The sequence below is a fragment of the Pseudomonas aestuarii genome, from assembly GCF_027988105.1.
Lineage (GTDB): Bacteria > Pseudomonadota > Gammaproteobacteria > Pseudomonadales > Pseudomonadaceae > Aquipseudomonas > Aquipseudomonas aestuarii.
In genome coordinates this window covers 90,324-107,145 of sequence record NZ_JAQJZJ010000002.1, presented here as the reverse complement: position 1 = coordinate 107,145, position 16,822 = coordinate 90,324, and the positions used below count along the sequence as shown (strand labels likewise).

Here is a 16,822-nt window from a genome sequence, read left to right as displayed (position 1 = left end):
GCTCAGGCTTGCCGTTTGCCGAAACAACAATTCAGGGTCGTTCGCGTTTACTGGACGAGCCCCGCATTTAGCACCAAATCCAGCAACGGTTGCGGGTAGACGCCGAGCACGAACGCCAGCAGGGCGACCAGCAGCAGCATGATCCCGCCCGCCCGCTGACCCCAGTTGAACGGCGCATCGTGGCGGCGCAGATTGGGTTCGACCATGAACAGGGTGACCATCACCCGCAGGTAATAGAACACCCCGATCGCGCTACCGATTACCAGTGCGCCGAGCAGCCACCAGAGCTCGGCCTGCACGCCGACGGTGATGATGTAGAACTTGCCGATGAAGCCCGCGGTCAGCGGAATGCCCGCCAGCGACAGCATCATCACGGTGAGCACGGCAGTCAGGTAGGGGCGGCGCCAGAACAGCCCGCGGTATTCGTAGAGCGCATCGCAGTCGCGGCCGCTGTAGGGCGTGGACATCAGGGTGACCACGCCGAAGGCGCCGAGTATGGTCAGCAGGTAGGTAACCAGGTACACGCCCACCGCTTCGACCGCCAGGCCCTCGCTGGCAATCAGGGCGACCAGCAGATAGCCGAAGTGGGCAATCGAAGAATAGCCGAGCAGGCGCTTGAGGTTGCTTTGCAGCAGGGCCAGCAGGTTGCCGAAGAGGATCGAGGCGACTGCGATTACTGTCAGGAGCCCCTGCAGCGCCGGGCTCGCGGCCGCAGGCGACAGCTGGAACAGGCGCAGCAGCACGGCGAACACTGCGACCTTGCTGGCCGTGGCGAGAAAGGCCGCAACCGGTGCCGGCGCGCCTTCATAGACATCCGGTGTCCACAGATGAAAGGGCACCAACGACAGCTTGAACGCCAGGGCGACCAGCATCAGGGCCATGCCCAGCTGCACCAGCGGGCCGGGCTGCGCGGCTGGTGCCAGGATGGTGCCGATTGCGGCAAAGCTCAGGCTGCCGGCGTCGGCATACAGCAGAGCCATGCCGAACAGCAGGAACGCCGAGCCGGCCGCCGAGAGCACCATGTACTTGAGGCCGGCCTCGAGCGAGCGCTTGTTGAAGAAGGCATAGGCCACCAGTCCGTAAGTCGGCAGCGAGAGCAGCTCCAGGCCAATGAACAAGCTGGCCAGGTGCTGCGCGCTGACCAGCACCAAGCCACCTGCGGCGGCCAGCAGCATCAACAGGTAGAGTTCTTCGCGGTTGCCCGGATAGCCCTTGCCCTGCTTCTCGCCGAGGTAGGCGTGGGCCAGGGTGAGGCAGGCGAGGGTGGCGACCAGTATCAGGGCCATATAGAAGCAGGCGAAGCGATCGACCACCAGCAGCGTGGTGACTTGCAGCGGGGCGACCTGCAGCGCGGGGAGCAGGGACAGCAAGGCCAGGTTGAGGCCGATCACCGAGAGGACGAAACTCTGGGTATGGCTGCGCCGCCAGGCGATGCCGAGCATCACCAGCACGGCGGTGGCACTGGTCACCAGCAGTGGCAGCAGGGCGATGAAGTGATGCAGGGTCAGGTCCATGAGCGCTACCGGGCCGAAAGCAGTTGAGAGAAGGCTATGGCCAGCCATTGCTGGACGCCGTGCATGCTCGCCGCCGAGGTGTCCAGCACCGGCTGCGGATAGACCCCGAGCAGCAGCAACAGGCCAATCAGGCCGAGCATCATCGCCAGCTCGCGGCCACCCAGTCCCCGCAGTGCGCCCTCGGCCTTGGCCGGGCCGTAGAACGCGCGCTGGATCATGATCAACGAGTACACCGAGGCCAGCACCAGGCCGCCGGTGGCGATCACGGTGACCAGCGGGGCGACCTTGAAGGTGCCGAGCAGGATCAGGAATTCGCCGACGAAATTACCGGTGCCGGGCAAGCCCAGCGAGGCGGCGGCGAAGAACAGCATGACCCCCGGCAGATAATTCAGCCGACCCCACAGGCCGCCCATCAGGCGCAGGTCGCGGGTGTGCAGGCGCTCGTAGAGCTGGCCGCAGAGGATGAACAGCGCGGCGGCGGAGAGGCCATGGGCGAGCATCTGGATCACCACGCCTTGCAGCGCCAGCTGCGTGCCGGAATAGATTCCGATCAGCACGAAGCCCATGTGCGACACGCTGGTGTAGGCGATCAGCCGTTTGATGTCGGTCTGGGCGAAGGCCAGTAGCGCGCCATAGATGATGCCCAGCACCCCGAGGCCCATGGCGATCGGGGCGAATTCGGCCGAGGCATTGGGGAACAGCGGTATGCCGAAGCGCAACAGGCCGTAGGCCGCGGTTTTCAGCAGGATCCCGGCCAGATCGACCGAGCCGGCGGTCGGCGCCTGGGCGTGGGCATCGGGCAGCCAGGAATGCAGCGGCACCACCGGCAGCTTCACCGCGAAGGCAATGAAGAAGCCGAGCATCAGGGTGTACTCGACTGCCGGGTCGAGCTTGGCCTGCAACAGCAGGGCGTAGTCGAAGGTCAGCACGCCGCTGCTGTGGAAGTTGGCGAATACCAGCCCGAGAATCGCCACCAGCATGATCAGGCCACTGGCCTGGGTATAGATGAAGAACTTGGTCGCCGCGTTGATCCGCGAGGTCTTGCCGTCCGCCGCACTATGGCCCCACAGGGCGATGAGGAAGTACATGGGGACCAGCATCATTTCCCAGAAGAAGAAGAACAGGAACAAATCCAGGGCCAGGAACACGCCTATCACGCCGCCGAGAATCCACATCAGGTTGAGGTGGAAGAACCCGACGCGCTGCTGGATTTCCTGCCAGGAACAGAGTACCGACAGTACCCCGAGCAGGCCGGTGAGCAGGATCATCAGCAGCGACAGGCCATCGAGCGCCAGGTGCAGGTTGATGCCGAAGCGCTCGATCCACACGTGTTTGAATTCCAGCTCCCAGGTCGGATCGCGGCCGCCGCCGGGTGCCAGTTGGAAGTCGCCCTGCTGCCACAGCCACAGGCTGATCAGCAGTACCAGGCCCATGGTCAGCAGCGCCAGCCAGCGTGGCAGGGTGCTGCTGTGACGCTCGGCCAGCCAGCAGAGCAGGCCGCCGATAAAGGGAATCAGGACCAGCCAGGGCAGAATCACGTGGTCACGCTCCTTGGTTGCATGATCAGAGCACCTTCAACAGGCCGAGCAGCAGCACCGTGCCACCGGCCATGCTTAGCGCATACCAGCGCAACTGGCCGGTCTGGCTGCGGCTGAGCAGCAGATGCAGAACCCGCGCCAGGCGTGGCAACAGGCCGATGCTGCGGTCGAACGGATCACGCCGCAGCACACGGCAGAGCCACAGGTAGGGTTTGACGAACAGCCGGTCGTAGAGCCAGTCGAAGCCCCAGGCGGCGAACCACCAGGCACTGAAGAAGCGCCCCGGCGCACTGGCGGCCAGGCGCCTGACCAGCTCGCGCTGGCCGAGAAACAGGGCCGCGGCCGCCGCGATGCCCAGCACCGCGATCAGGCCGGAGAACAGTTCCAGGCTGTGTTTAGCTTCGCCACCGGCATGCCCGACGCTGTCTGGCAGCACCCCGGCCAGGGGCGGCTCGATCAGCGCGCCGACGAAGGTCGACAACAGCATCAGCAGTGTCAGCGGCAACCAGTAGGCGATGCCCTTGCCCGCGTGGGCTTCGGTCTGTTGCGGGCCGTGGAAGACGATGAAGATCAGGCGGAAGGTATACAGCGAGGTCAGTACGGCGCCGAGTAGACCGGCCAACAGCAGCGGCTGGTTACCGCTGGCCAGGGCTTCCCAGAGGATTTCATCCTTGGAGTAGAAGCCGGCCGTGACCAGGGGCAGGGCGGCCAGTGCCGAGCCGCCGACCAGGAAGCACAGGTAGGCCAGCGGCAGCGGTTTGCGCAGTCCGCCCATCCTGAAGATGTTCTGCTCGTGGTGGCAGGCGACGATTACCGCGCCGGCGGTGAGGAACAGCAGGGCCTTGAAGAAGGCGTGGATCATCAGGTGGAAGATCGCCGCCTGCCAGGCGCCAACGCCAAGGGCGAGGAACATGTAGCCGATCTGGCTCATGGTCGAGTAGGCGAGGATGCGCTTGATGTCGGTCTGCACTAGGGCGGCGCAACCGGCCAGCAGCAGGGTCACCCCGCCGACCAGGCCGACCAGCCCCAGAGTCAGGGGCGTCAGGCTGAACAACCCATGGCAGCGGGCGATCAGGTAGACGCCGGCGGTGACCATGGTCGCCGCGTGGATCAGCGCGGAGACCGGGGTCGGGCCGGCCATGGCGTCGGCCAGCCAGGTCTGCAAGGGCAGTTGCGCCGACTTGCCCACCGCGCCGCCGAGCAGCAGCAGGGTCGCGGTGGTCAACAGCGGATCGCCACTGGCGAATTTCTGCGGAGCCAGCAGCAGTATTTCCTGGATATTCAGGGTGCCGAAGGCATGGAACAACACGAACAGGCCCAGGGCCATGAGCACATCGCCGATGCGGGTGACGATAAAGGCCTTGAGCGCCGCGCCGCCGTTGGCCGGGTTACGGTAGTAGAAACCGATCAGCAGGTAGCTGCACAGGCCCACGCCTTCCCAGCCGAAATACAGCAGCAGCAGGTTGTCGCCGAGCACCAGCAGCAACATGCTGGCGATAAACAGGTTCATGTAGGCGAAGAACCGCGAATATCCTTCTTCGCCGCGCATGTACCAGGAGGCAAACAGGTGGATCAGAAAGCCCACGCCGGTGACCACCCCGAGCATGGTCAGCGACAAGCCATCCAGGTGCAGGGCGACGCTCGGGGTCAAGCCATCGACCGCCAGCCACTGCCATAACACCTGCACATGGATTCCCGTGGCCGGTGTGGCGGTGAGAAACTGCCAGCCGACGAACAGGCTGAACAAGGCGGCCAGACCCACCGAACCAACGCCGATCAGCGCCGTGAGCTGTTCCGGGAAGCGCCCACGGGAGAAGGCCAGCAGGCAGAAACCCAACAGGGGAAACAGCAGCGTCAGGTAGAGAAGGTTCATCCGTGCATCTCACTGGCAGCGTCGATGTCCAGGGTGTGAAAGCGCCGGTACAGTTGCAGCAATAGGGCCAAGCCAACAGACGCCTCGGCGGCCGCCAGGGTGATCACCAGGATGAACATCACCTGGCCATCGGCTTGCGCCCAGCGACTGCCGGCGACGATAAAGGCCAGGCCGGCGGCATTCATCATGATCTCCAGGCTCATCAGCACGAAGAGGATGTTGCGCCGCACCATCAGGCCGACCAGGCCGAGGCAGAACAGCACCCCGGCCAGCCCCAGGCCGTGTTCCAGCGGAATCGAGCTGATCATGGCTGCGCCTCGGATCGACCCAGGTGGAAGGCGACGACCAGTGCCGCCAGTAGCAGTAGGGAGGCCAGTTCGACCACCAGCAGGTACGGGCCGAACAGGCTGATGCCGACGGCCTTGGCCTCTACTATCTGGGTGCCCAGCACGGCGCCGCTGGGCGTGCCGAACAGCACATACAGCAGCTCGCCCAGCAGCAACAGCGTCAGCAGCGCCGGCCCCAGCCAGATTCCCGGGGTCAGCCAGCGGCGCTCCTGTTCGATGGCTGCCGGGCCGAGGTTGAGCATCATCACCACGAAGACGAACAGCACCATGATCGCGCCTGCGTAGACGATGACCTCCAGGGCGCCGGCGAAAGGCGCACCGAGGGCGAAAAAGCACATGGCCACCGCCAGCAGCGAGATGATCAGGTAGAGCAGGGCGTGCATCGGATTGCGATTGGTGATCACCCGCAGGGTCGCGAGCACCGCGATACCGGCAGCGAAATAGAAGGCGAACTCCATCAGCGGCTCCTTGGCATCATGGCAGCAACCCCTTGACGTTGACCGGCTCGGCCTCGTTCTGCGCCGCTCCCTTGGCTTTGCCGGCGATGGCCAGGCCGGCGATGCGGTAGAAGTTGTAATCCGGGTACTTGCCGGGGCCGGCGATCAGCAGATCGTCCTTCTCGTACACCAGTTCCTGGCGCTTGAACTCGGCCATCTCGAAGTCCGGGGTCAGCTGGATGGCATTGGTCGGGCAGGCCTCTTCGCACAGGCCGCAGAAAATGCAGCGCGAGAAGTTGATGCGGAAGAATTCGGGATACCAGCGGCCATCGGCGCTTTCGGCCTTCTGCAGGGAAATGCAGGCCACCGGGCAGGCCACCGCACAGAGGTTGCAGGCCACGCAGCGTTCCTCGCCGTCCGGGTCGCGGGTCAGCACGATGCGGCCGCGGTAGCGCGGCGGCAGGTACACAGGCTCCTCCGGATACTGCAGGGTGTCGCGCTTGCGCCAGGCATGGGCAAAGATCATCGCCAGGCTGCGCAACTGGGTGAAGGTGCCATGCAGGATGTGCCAGATATACCGGAACATACTGGTTCTCCTAGTCGGCGGCGGCCAGCACCAGAGCGCCGGTCACCAGTAGGTTGAGCAGGGTCAGAGGCAGGCAGAAGACCCAGCTGAAGCTCATCACCTGGTCATAGCGCGGCCGCGGGATGGAGGCGCGCAGGAGGATGAACAGCATGATGAAGAACCCGGTCTTCAGGGCGAACCAGGCGAAAGGCGGCAGCAGCGGGCCGTGCCAGCCGCCGAAGAACAGGGTCACCAGCAACGCCGAGATGAGCACGATGCCGATGTATTCGCCGACGAAGAACATGCCCCATTTCATCCCGGCGTATTCGATGTGATAGCCATCGGCCAGTTCCTGTTCGGCTTCCGGCTGGTCGAACGGGTGGCGATGGGTGACCGCCACTCCGGCAATGAAGAAGGTACAGAAACCGAGGAATTGCGGAATGATGAACCACAGGTGCTGGTGCTGGTATTCGACGATGTCGCGCAGGTTGAACGAGCCGGCCTGGGCCACCACGCCCATCAGCGCCAGGCCCATGAACACCTCGTAGGACACCGTCTGTGCCGAGGCGCGCAGGCTGCCGAGCAGGGCGAACTTGTTGTTGCTGGCCCAGCCGGCGAACAGCACCGCATACACCGACAGACCGGCCATGGCAAAGAAGAACAGCAGGCCGATATTGAGGTCGGCCACGCCCCAGGTCGGGGTGATCGGCACCACCACGAAGGCGATCAGCAGCGCGCTCATGGCCATGACCGGCGCCAGGGTGAAGATGAACCGGTCGGCGAACGGCGGCGTCCAGTCTTCCTTGAAGAACATCTTGAGCATGTCCGCGGCGATCTGGAACATGCCGTACGGACCAACCCGATTGGGTCCGTAGCGATCCTGCCAGAGCCCCAGCAGACGGCGTTCGACCCAGCTGAGCAGGGCACCGCAAATCACCACACTGAGCAGAATCACCACGGCCTTGAGTACTGCGAGCACGATCGCCAGCAACTCGGGAGTCAGCCAGTTCATGGCGTCGCCTCCTGCAACTCCGTCACCACGGCGCCAGCGATCACCGCCGGGATGCCGGGCAAGCCGACCGGCAGGCCGATCAGTCCGCTGGCCAGCTCGTCACAGCGGCGCAACGGCAATCGCAGCACCTGACCGTCGAGGGTAAGCGCGACTAGTGCGCCGTCGCCAAGCCCGAGGCGCTCGGCGTCGACCTCGCCCACTGCGACATAGGGCTGCGGGATGCGCGTCTGCAGCGGCGCAGCGCGGGCGGAGGTTTCTTCACTGCCGAACAGGTGATGCAAGGGCACGGCCTGCCAGGTACCAGGTGCCGGCGCGAACGCGGCGGGCACGCCGAACCAGGGCAACGCCTCACCCTTGGCTTCGATCAGGCGCACGCCCGGATCGCCGGCGCGCAGATGGCCGCCGACTTCGTCCTGGAACTTGTTCCACGCCTGCGGCGAGTTCCAGCCGGGTGACCAGGCAAAGGGGATCTGCTGGCGCTGTTCCTGACTGCCGGAATAACCTTCCATGGAGAAGGCCAGGGCCGAGTCCTGATCCTGCGGCTGGCGTGGCTCATGCACGCTGATATTGGCGCGCATGGCGGTGCGGCCGCTGTAGCGCAAGGGTTCGCGCGCCAGCTTGAGGCCTTTGATGCGGAACGAGGCATTCGGCGCGGCTTCGCCGATGCGGGCCAGCCGGCTGTTGCTGGCGGCGCAGGCGGCGGTGACTTCATCCAGTCGGGTCCAGTCGACCGGCTTGCCGAGCAGGGTGCTGTGCAGCGCATGCAGCCAGCGCCAGCTCTCGCGCACCAGCACCTTGGCGTCGTAATAGGCGGGGTCAAACACCTGGAAGAAGCGCTGGGCGCGGCCTTCCTGGCTGACCAGGGTGCCGTCGGCTTCGGCAAAACTGGCCGCCGGCAGCAGCACATGAGCCTTGGCGGTGGTGGCCGTGTGTTGATGGTCGGCGACTAGCACCAGCTTGGCGGCCTGCAGCGCGGCATCGACCCTGGCGCTGTCGGCGCGGCGGTAGAGGTCGTTCTCCAGCACCACCACGGCATCGGCCTGGCCACTGGTCAGAACCTGCAAGGCGGCGTCCAGCGACTTATCCTCGAGCTGATCATCCAGCAGCAGCGCCAGGCCCATGCTGTTGGCTTCCGCCACGACCAGGCTGATGGAGGCGTTTTTGCCGCGATTGTGCAAGGCACTGGCGATATTCGCGGCCGCTTCGATCAGCGCCTTACAGCCCAGGGAGGCGCCGCAGACCAGTAACGGGCGATCGGCGTCAAGCAGGGCCGCGGCGATGCGCTGCGCCAACTCGGAGGCTTCGCCCGGCAGGCCCTGTACCGCTGGCGCGTTCGGGTCGATGACGTGGGCCACGGCGCAGCCCAGGCGTGCCAGGTCGGTTGGGGCGGCATGCACGCATTCGGCGGCGATGTCATCCAGGCGGGTGGCCGTGACGCTGGCGATAAACAACGGGTGCAACGCCTGTTGGCCAATGTTCTGCACGGCAGCCGCGTGCCATGGCGCAATCTTCATCGCGGCGGCCATGGCAGTGGCCTTGCCTTTCACCGTCTGGCGCAGGGCCAAGGCGAGGCGGGCGGCGGTCTGGGTCAGGTCTTCGCCGAGGACGAACACGGCATCGTGGCGTTCCACATCGCGCAGGGTCGGGACCGGCAGCGGCCCGTTCAGCAGCAGATCGCGGATCAGTACCAGGTTCTCCAGTTCTGCGGCGCCAATGCCGCAGTAGTAGTTTGCGCCGCCGACCAGCTCACGCAGGGCGAAGTTGCTCTCCAGGCTGGCGCGGGGCGAGCCGATGCCAATCACCTTGCGCGGCTTGAGTAACGCCGCCGCCTGGTCGAGGGCCGAGTCGAGGCCCATCGTCATCTTGCTCAGCATCATCATCGGCTGGCGCGGACGGTCTGTGCGGTTGACATGGCCATAGCCGAAACGCCCGCGGTCGCAGAGAAAGTACTGATTCACCGCGCCATTGAAGCGGTTTTCGATGCGCCGGATCTCGCCGTAACGCTCGCCGGGACTGATGTTGCAGCCGAGCGAGCAGCCATGGCAGATGCTCGGGGCGAACTGCATGTCCCACTTGCGGTTGTAGCGGGCCGAGTGGGTCTTGTCGGTGAACACCCCGGTGGGACAGACCTCGGTGAGGTTGCCGGAGAACTCACTTTCCAGCACCCCGTCCTCTACGCGGCCGAAGTACAGATTGTCATGGGCGCCATACACGCCCAAATCGCTGCCGCCGGCGTAGTCCTGGTAGTAGCGCACGCAGCGGTAGCAGGCGATGCAGCGGTTCATTTCGTGGCCGATGAAGGGGCCCAGATCCTGGTTCTGGTGGGTGCGTTTGCTGAAGCGGTAACGCCGGCGGTTGTGCCCGCTCATCACCGTCATGTCCTGCAGGTGGCAGTGGCCGCCTTCCTCGCACACCGGGCAGTCATGCGGGTGATTGGTCATCAGCCACTCGACCACGCTGGCGCGGAACTGCCTGGCTTCCGCGTCGTCGATGGAAATCCAGCTGTTGTCGCTGGCCGGGGTCATGCAGGACATCACCAGGCGCCCGCGCGTGTCGTTCTCGTCGCTGAACTGCTTGACCGCGCACTGCCGGCAGGCGCCCACGCTACCGAGCGCCGGATGCCAGCAGAAATAGGGAATATCCAGCCCCAGCGACAGGCAGGCCTGGAGCAGGTTAGCCGCACCATCGACTTCGAATGCTTTGCCGTCTACGTGAATAGTGGCCATTTGTTCAGTCTTCTCATGCCCATGGGAGTGGGCGGGCTATGGTCATCGTTGAATGCGCCTGCGGCCCGCGCCGCAAACGCCGTTACACCGCGAGCGCCTGGTTGCTCGGGGTCGGCGGCATGCTGGCAATTCCTGCCTCGAACTCTTCACGAAAGTATTTGAGGGCACTGGCGAGCGGCTCGACGGCACCCGGAGCATGGGCGCAGAAGGTCTTGCCCGGGCCGAGGAAGTTGCACAGTTGCTCGAGGATGTCGAGATCGCCGGGTTGGCCTTCGCCGCGTTGCAGTGCGCTGAGCAGCTTGACGCTCCAGGGCAGGCCATCGCGGCAGGGGGTGCAGAAACCGCAGGACTCGCGGGCGAAGAACACCTCCATATTGCGCAGCAGGCCGACCATGTTGACCCGGTCGTCGACTGCCATGGCCAGACCGGTGCCCATGCGCGTGCCGACTTTGGCGATGCCGCTGCTGCACATCGGCGCGTCGAGATGCTCGGGCAGCAGGAAACCGGTGCCGGCACCGCCCGGCTGCCAGGCTTTCAGCCGAGCGCCGTTGCGCATGCCGCCGGCGTAGTCTTCGAGCAACTCGCGGGCCGGAATGCCGAAGGGCAACTCCCACAGCCCGGGGTGCTTGACCTTGCCGGAGAAGCCCAGCAGTTTGCTGCCCATGTCTTCACTGCCGGGGCGGGCCAGGGCCTTGTACCAGTCGACGCCGTTGCCGATGATCGCCGGCACGTTGCACAGGGTCTCGACGTTGTTGACGCAGGTCGGCTTGCCCCATACACCGACGGCGGCCGGGAAGGGCGGTTTGGCCCGCGGGTTGGCCCGGCGCCCTTCCAGGGAGTTGATCAGCGCGGTTTCTTCGCCGCAGATGTAGCGCCCGGCGCCGCTGTGCACCAGCAGCTCGAAGTCGAAGCCGCTGCCGAGGATGTTGCGGCCGAGCAGGCCGGCCGCCTCGGCCTCGGCGATGGCGCGCTTGAGGTGCCGGGCGCAGTCGACGTATTCGCCGCGCAGGAAGATATAGCCGCGATAGGCCTTGAGTGCCCGGGCGCTGATCAGCATGCCTTCGATCAGCAGGTGCGGCAGCTGCTCCATCAGCAGGCGATCCTTGTAGGTGTTGGGCTCCATCTCGTCGGCGTTGCACAGCAGGTAGCGCTGGTTCTGGGTGTCGTCCTGGGGCATCAGCCCCCACTTCACCCCGGTGGGGAAGCCGGCGCCGCCACGGCCCTTGAGGCCGCTGTCCTTGACCAGTTGGGTGATCTGCTCCGGGCTGAATTGAGCGAGCGCCTTGCGCGCGGCAGCATAGCCGTTCTGGCGGAGGTATTCGTCGAGCCAGACCGGTTCGCCATCGTCACGCAGGCGCCAGGTCAGGGGATGGGTTTCGGCCGGGCGCGGGCTCTGGTTGGCGGTACTGAAGGAGACGCAGCTCATGGGTAGCGCTCCAGTAGCTGGGCCAGATTGTCGGCATCCAGGTGGCCGTAGGTGTCATCGTCGATCATCAGGCTCGGCGCCTTGTCGCAGTTGCCCAGGCAGCACACCGGCAGCAGGGTGAAGCGGTTGTCGCTGCTGGTTTCACCCAGGCCGATGCCGAGGCGTTGCTGCAACGCGGCCTGGATCGACTCATGGCCCTGCAGATAGCAGACCATGCTGTCGCACAGGCGAATGATATGGCGGCCCACCGGCTGGCGAAAAATCTGGCTATAGAAGGTGGCTACGCCTTCCACGTCGCTGGCCGGGATGCCGAGCACCTCGCCAATGGCCGGGATTGCAGCGTCCGGCACCCAACCGCGCTGTTGCTGGACGATTTTCAGCGCCTCGATGGACGCCGCGCGCGGGTCTTCGTAATGCGCGAGTTCGTGCTCGATGGCCAGGCGTTCGCTGGCGCTGAGGGTGAAACGGTCGGTTTGGATCAGCGAGTCAGTCATATCAGCGGTCCACGTCGGCCATGACGAAGTCGATACTGCCCAGGTAGGCGATCAGGTCGGCGACCATGCTGCCCTTGATCACCGCCGGGATCTGCTGCAGGTGCGGGAAGCTCGGTGTGCGAATGCGCGTGCGGTAACTCATGGTGCCGCCGTCGCTGGTCAGGTAATAGCTGTTGATGCCCTTGGTCGCCTCGATCATTTGCAGGGATTCGTTGGCCGGCATGACCGGCCCCCAGGACACTTGCAGGAAGTGGGTGATCAGGGTTTCGATGTGCTGCAGGGTGCGCTCCTTTGGCGGTGGGGTGGTCAGCGGGTGATCGGCCTTGTACGGGCCAGCTGGCATATGTTTCAGGCACTGCTCGATGATCCGCAGGCTCTGGCGCATCTCCTCGACGCGGATGATGCAGCGGTCGTAGGCATCGCCATTGACCGCCAGGGGAATCTCGAAATCGAACTGCTGATAGCCGGAATAGGGCCGTGCCTTGCGCAGGTCGAAGTCCAGCCCGGTGGCGCGCAGACCCGAGCCGGTGACGCCCCATTCCAGCGCCTGCGCGGTGTTGTAGGCGGCCACGCCGATGGTGCGGCCGCGCAGAATGCTGTTCTGCAGGGCGGCTTTTTCGTACTCGTCGAGGCGCTTGGGCAGCCAGGCGACGAAGTCCTGCACCAGTTTGTCCCAGCCGCGCGGCAGATCATGGGCGACGCCGCCGATGCGGTACCAGGCCGGGTGCATGCGAAAGCCGGTGATCGCTTCGATCACCTGGTAGGCGCGCTGGCGGTCGGTGAAGGTGAAGAACACCGGGGTCATGGCGCCGACGTCCTGGATATAGGTGCCGAGAAACAGCAGGTGGCTGCTGATGCGAAAGAACTCGGCGAGCATCACCCGGATGAAGTCGACCCGGTCCGGCACCTTGATGCCGGCGAGTTTTTCCACCGCCAGCACATAGGGCAGGTTGTTCATCACCCCGCCGAGGTAATCGATACGGTCGGTGTAGGGAATGAAGCTGTGCCAGCTCTGGCGTTCGGCCATCTTCTCGGCGCCACGGTGGTGGTAGCCGATCTCCGGTACGCAATCGACGATTTCCTCGCCGTCCAGTTGCAGGATGATGCGAAAGGCGCCGTGGGCCGAGGGGTGGTTGGGGCCGAGGTTGAGGAACATGAAGTCCTCGTACTCGCTGTGACGCTGCATGCCCCAGTCTTCCGGCTTGAAGCGCAGGGCTTCCTGCTCCAGGTCCTGCTTGGCGGCGGACAGGCTGTAGGGGTCGAACTCGGTGGCGCGCGCTGGGTAGTCCTTACGCAGGGGATGACCCTCCCAGGTCGGCGGCATCATGATCCGGGTCAGGTGTGGGTGGCCGTCGAAATGGATGCCGAACAGGTCCCAGACTTCGCGTTCGTACCAGTTGGCGTTGGCCCAGATGCGCGTCGCGCTGGGCAGGCTGAGGTCGTTTTCCTGCAGGGCGACCTTGAGCATGATGTCGCTGTTCCGCTCGATCGACAGCAGGTGATAGAACACGCTGAAGTCTGCTGCCGGCAGGCCGCGGCGCTGGGTACGCAGGCGCTCGTCCAGGGCGCTGAGGTCGTAGAGCATCACGTAGGGCTTGGGCAGATGGCGCAGGTAATCCAGTACCTGCAGGAGCAGGGTGCGCTCGAGCCAAAGCACCGGCATTCCGCTACGGGTGTCTTGCACGGTCAGGCTGTCGGCGCCGAAACGCGCCTGCAACTCGGCGACCACGTCAGGCGTGGCAGGCGGTTGCGACGGTGTGTGCTGGGCGCTTGATGCAGTCATGCGTTCGCTCGCTGTCCGTTAGCGGAAATCTAGATTCACACCTCGTCGGGGCTGCGCAGGTGGGTCACTTGAATGCGTTCGGCGCGTCGTTGCTCGCGTTGCGAGGGCATATCGGCGCGGTAGATGCCCTGGTCGCCGACCACCCAGGACAGTGGCCGGCGCTCCTGGCCGATGGACTCCTGCAACAGCATCAGACCTTGCAGGAACGCCTCGGGCCGTGGCGGGCAGCCGGGTACGTAGACATCCACCGGAAGAAACTTGTCGACCCCCTGGACCACCGAATAGATGTCGTACATGCCACCGGAATTGGCGCAGGAGCCCATGGAGATCACCCACTTGGGCTCGAGCATCTGCTCGTAGAGGCGCTGGATGATCGGTGCCATCTTGATGAAGCAGGTGCCGGCGATGACCATGAAATCTGCCTGGCGCGGCGAGGCGCGGATCACTTCGGCGCCGAAGCGGGCAATGTCATGGGGGGCGGTGAAGGCCGTGGTCATCTCCACGTAGCAGCACGACAGGCCGAAGTTGTAGGGCCACAGCGAATTCTTGCGGCCCCAGTTGACCGAGTCGTTGAGTACCTCGTGCAACTTGCCCATGTAGATGTTGCGGTGCACCTGGCCAGCGAGTGGGTCAGCGACGGTCTCCCGCTCGCCAATCGGGTACTGCGCGTTGGCGGCGTTGGGATCGATTCGCGTGAGTGTGTACTGCATGCCTGCACCTCAAGGTTTGTGCTGGTTGGCGAGGCGTTCACGCCGCGCTTGTGGCGCCCAGTCGAGCGCACCGATGCGCGCCAGGTAAAACAGCCCGATCAGCAGAATCACGATGAACACCAAGGCTTCGACGAACCCTGGCCAACCACTTTCACGCAGCGAAATGGCCCAGGCGAAGAGAAACAGGGCTTCGACATCGAAGATCACGAACAGCATCGCAACCAGATAGAACTTGGCGGAAAAGCGCAGGCGCGCGCCGCCGGTGGAAACGATGCCCGACTCGAATGGCTGGTTTTTGCTATGCCCCCAGGCCTTACTGCCCAGCAGGCTGGAGACCCCCAGCATGAAGGCGCACAACCCAGCTACGCCCAACAGAAAAATCGCAAACCCCCAGTTATGGGCCAGGCTCGATACCACCTCAGGCATGCCGTACTCCTCGACAAGGATGGGTGTTGCTGACGCATCACTCCCTGTGACTGAGTCACAGTGGTTTACTCAATACTAGGCGTGCTTCGGTGATTCGGTGGCTTTGTGCTGAAAAAAATCCTTCGACGGCCCCGCTCAAGTCTGGCGTTCTTATCTGGGGGCGCGCGTGAGTCTGGGTGCGGCGTCTTGCCTGCCTGGAGGGTTTCAACAGGTCGTATTGGCCCCGCTTTGCTTGCCGAGGGTGCCGAATTCGACCGGTATCTTCACGTAGAACAAGCCGAAATCTTCCTCTTGCAATCGCTCGAATAGCTGACTGCATTCCTCTTCGCTGAGCACTAGGGAGACTTCCATCGGCTGATCGGCCAGTTCGAAGAAGTGGGAGGAGTGGAGCTTGCCCGTATGCCCAAAGCCCTCGACCCCGGAAACCAGGGTGGCGCCGCGCAAATGCATGTCCTTGGCCAGGCCGACCAGCCAGTCCGCGAGCATCTTGCCCTTGTAGCGGCGATTCTGTTGGGTAAAGAAGGTCACCTGATAACCGTGCATGATTGCTCTCCTGATAGTTTCAGCATAGCGCCACTTTGCTTCGTCGGAGCCCGCTGGCTGAGGGGCCGGCGCTGTGCGGATGCGTCTGGCTAGGGGCGTCCCGTCCTGAATCAGGCTTACAGCTTCTGAACGCGCTATCAGGCGGTGGCCATGGCGTCGGGCAATAGCGCACTTACCCCCAGGCCTATGACTTGACGGTCATCGCTCAAACCGGAAAAGCCACTTAATCGGCGCAGCCTAGCGCCCCTGTGCAGGAGGCGGGCTCTGGCCCAGGCGTCGGCCTGTCCTACCAATACCAGTCCGGCCTCCTCCCAAAGTACCATTCTGTCGCGCGCTTTCTGGGTGCATAACTAGCACTACCGGAATTTGCCGGTTTGCCAAGAAGAGGACCGCGCCATGTGGACTAAACCCGCCTTCACCGATATGCGTATTGGTTTCGAAGTCACCATGTACTTCGCCAATCGTTGATTGGCCTTGCCCCGGCACTGTCGGGGCACTCACCCGGAATTCGCCATGCATATCCAGATTCTCGGTTCCGCCGCCGGCGGCGGCTTCCCCCAGTGGAACTGCAACTGTCGCAACTGCCGTGGCGTGCGTGACGGCAGCCTGCGCGCGCAGCCGCGCACCCAGTCCTCGATCGCCCTGAGTGACAACGGCAAGGACTGGATCCTGTGCAACGCTTCACCGGATATCCGCGCCCAGATCGAGTCGTTCCCGGCCCTGCAGCCCGCGCGTAAGCCGCGGGACACGGCGATCGGCGCCGTCATGCTGATGGACAGTCAGATCGATCACTGTACCGGCCTGCTGACCCTGCGCGAGGGTTGCCCGCATCAAGTCTGGTGTACCGAGATGGTGCACCAGGACCTCACCAGCGGCTTTCCGCTGTTCAACATGCTCGAGCACTGGAACGGTGGCTTGCGGCACAACCTGATCGAGCTGGATGGCGTGCCGTTCAGCATTCCCGCCTGCCCGGATTTGCAGATCACCGCGATTGCCCTGCGCAGCAGCGCGCCGCCCTATTCGCCGCACCGCGGCAACCCGCACCCGGGCGACAACATTGGCCTGTTCGTCGAAGACCTGCGCACGGGGGGCACTCTATTCTATGCCCCCGGGCTGGGGCAGGTGGATGATCGGCTGCTGGCCTGGATGCGCCGTGCCGATTGCCTGCTGGTCGACGGCACCCTGTGGCGCGATGACGAAATGCGCCAGTGCGAGGTCGGCGACAAGCTCGGCAGCGAAATGGGTCATCTGCCGCAAAGCGGCCCGGGCGGCATGATCGAGGTGCTCGACGGCCTGCCGGCCAAGCAGAAGATTCTGATTCATATCAACAACACCAACCCGATCCTCGATGTCGATTCGCCAGAGCGTGCCGAGCTGAATGCTCACGCCATCGACGTTGCTTGGGACGGCATGAGCATCCAGCTGTAA

The 16,822-nt window shown here is 64.4% G+C and carries 16 protein-coding genes; 2 read left to right on the top strand and 14 right to left on the bottom strand.

Annotated elements, in window-relative coordinates:
* Positions 1–47 precede the first annotated feature (47 nt).
* The 14 genes from nuoN to PH586_RS04330 all read right to left on the bottom strand — a co-directional run bounded on the left by nuoN (position 48) and on the right by PH586_RS04330 (position 15,394).
* Positions 48–1,514 (bottom strand): NADH-quinone oxidoreductase subunit NuoN, encoded by a 1,467-nt coding sequence (nuoN, locus tag PH586_RS04395; RefSeq protein ID WP_271346558.1) that lies wholly within the window; start codon positions 1,512–1,514, stop codon positions 48–50.
* A gap of 5 nt (positions 1,515–1,519) precedes the next feature.
* Entirely contained in the window at positions 1,520–3,052 is a 1,533-nt protein-coding gene (gene nuoM, locus PH586_RS04390) for an NADH-quinone oxidoreductase subunit M (protein WP_271346556.1), read from the bottom strand.
* 25 nt (positions 3,053–3,077) lie between these two features.
* The gene (nuoL, locus tag PH586_RS04385) at positions 3,078–4,925 is read right to left on the bottom strand and encodes an NADH-quinone oxidoreductase subunit L (protein WP_271346555.1); all 1,848 of its coding nucleotides are present in this window, start codon (positions 4,923–4,925) and stop codon (positions 3,078–3,080) included.
* Entirely contained in the window at positions 4,922–5,230 is a 309-nt protein-coding gene (gene nuoK, locus PH586_RS04380; RefSeq protein ID WP_271347046.1) for an NADH-quinone oxidoreductase subunit NuoK, read from the bottom strand. The genes nuoL and nuoK overlap by 4 nt, the downstream gene beginning before the upstream one ends.
* Complete coding sequence (nuoJ, locus tag PH586_RS04375) at positions 5,230–5,730, bottom strand: NADH-quinone oxidoreductase subunit J (protein ID WP_271346554.1); 501 nt, start codon at positions 5,728–5,730, stop codon at positions 5,230–5,232. Before nuoJ ends, nuoK begins: the two co-directional genes overlap by 1 nt.
* Positions 5,731–5,746: 16 nt before the next feature.
* Positions 5,747–6,295: an NADH-quinone oxidoreductase subunit NuoI gene (gene nuoI / locus PH586_RS04370; protein ID WP_271346553.1), complete on the bottom strand. Its 549-nt coding sequence runs from the start codon at positions 6,293–6,295 to the stop codon at positions 5,747–5,749.
* Positions 6,296–6,305: 10 nt separating this feature from the next.
* Positions 6,306–7,286, bottom strand: a complete 981-nt coding sequence (gene nuoH / locus PH586_RS04365) for an NADH-quinone oxidoreductase subunit NuoH (RefSeq protein ID WP_271346551.1) — start codon at positions 7,284–7,286, stop codon at positions 6,306–6,308.
* The gene (nuoG, locus tag PH586_RS04360) at positions 7,283–10,012 is read right to left on the bottom strand and encodes an NADH-quinone oxidoreductase subunit NuoG (protein ID WP_271346550.1); all 2,730 of its coding nucleotides are present in this window, start codon (positions 10,010–10,012) and stop codon (positions 7,283–7,285) included. The genes nuoH and nuoG overlap by 4 nt, the downstream gene beginning before the upstream one ends.
* 82 nt (positions 10,013–10,094) lie before the next feature.
* Positions 10,095–11,438 (bottom strand): NADH-quinone oxidoreductase subunit NuoF, encoded by a 1,344-nt coding sequence (gene nuoF / locus PH586_RS04355; protein ID WP_271346549.1) that lies wholly within the window; start codon positions 11,436–11,438, stop codon positions 10,095–10,097.
* Positions 11,435–11,932, bottom strand: a complete 498-nt coding sequence (gene nuoE, locus PH586_RS04350; RefSeq protein WP_271346548.1) for an NADH-quinone oxidoreductase subunit NuoE — start codon at positions 11,930–11,932, stop codon at positions 11,435–11,437. Before nuoE ends, nuoF begins: the two co-directional genes overlap by 4 nt.
* A 1-nt stretch (position 11,933) precedes the next feature.
* Positions 11,934–13,715, bottom strand: coding sequence for an NADH-quinone oxidoreductase subunit C/D (nuoC, locus tag PH586_RS04345; RefSeq protein ID WP_271346547.1), 1,782 nt, complete (start codon positions 13,713–13,715; stop codon positions 11,934–11,936).
* Positions 13,716–13,750: 35 nt separating this feature from the next.
* On the bottom strand, positions 13,751–14,425 hold the full coding sequence (locus PH586_RS04340; protein ID WP_271346546.1) for an NADH-quinone oxidoreductase subunit B: 675 nt from the start codon (positions 14,423–14,425) through the stop codon (positions 13,751–13,753).
* Positions 14,426–14,434: 9 nt separating this feature from the next.
* Complete coding sequence (locus PH586_RS04335; RefSeq protein WP_271346545.1) at positions 14,435–14,851, bottom strand: NADH-quinone oxidoreductase subunit A; 417 nt, start codon at positions 14,849–14,851, stop codon at positions 14,435–14,437.
* 204 nt (positions 14,852–15,055) lie between these two features.
* Positions 15,056–15,394, bottom strand: a complete 339-nt coding sequence (locus PH586_RS04330; RefSeq protein WP_271346544.1) for a DUF190 domain-containing protein — start codon at positions 15,392–15,394, stop codon at positions 15,056–15,058.
* Positions 15,395–15,790: 396 nt separating this feature from the next.
* On the opposite strand from PH586_RS04330, the gene pqqA reads away from it, so the two are divergent.
* Together pqqA and pqqB are read left to right on the top strand one after the other, a co-directional pair.
* Positions 15,791–15,862: a pyrroloquinoline quinone precursor peptide PqqA gene (pqqA, locus tag PH586_RS04325; RefSeq protein ID WP_003284930.1), complete on the top strand. Its 72-nt coding sequence runs from the start codon at positions 15,791–15,793 to the stop codon at positions 15,860–15,862.
* Positions 15,863–15,907: 45 nt separating this feature from the next.
* On the top strand, positions 15,908–16,822 hold the full coding sequence (gene pqqB / locus PH586_RS04320) for a pyrroloquinoline quinone biosynthesis protein PqqB (RefSeq protein WP_271346543.1): 915 nt from the start codon (positions 15,908–15,910) through the stop codon (positions 16,820–16,822).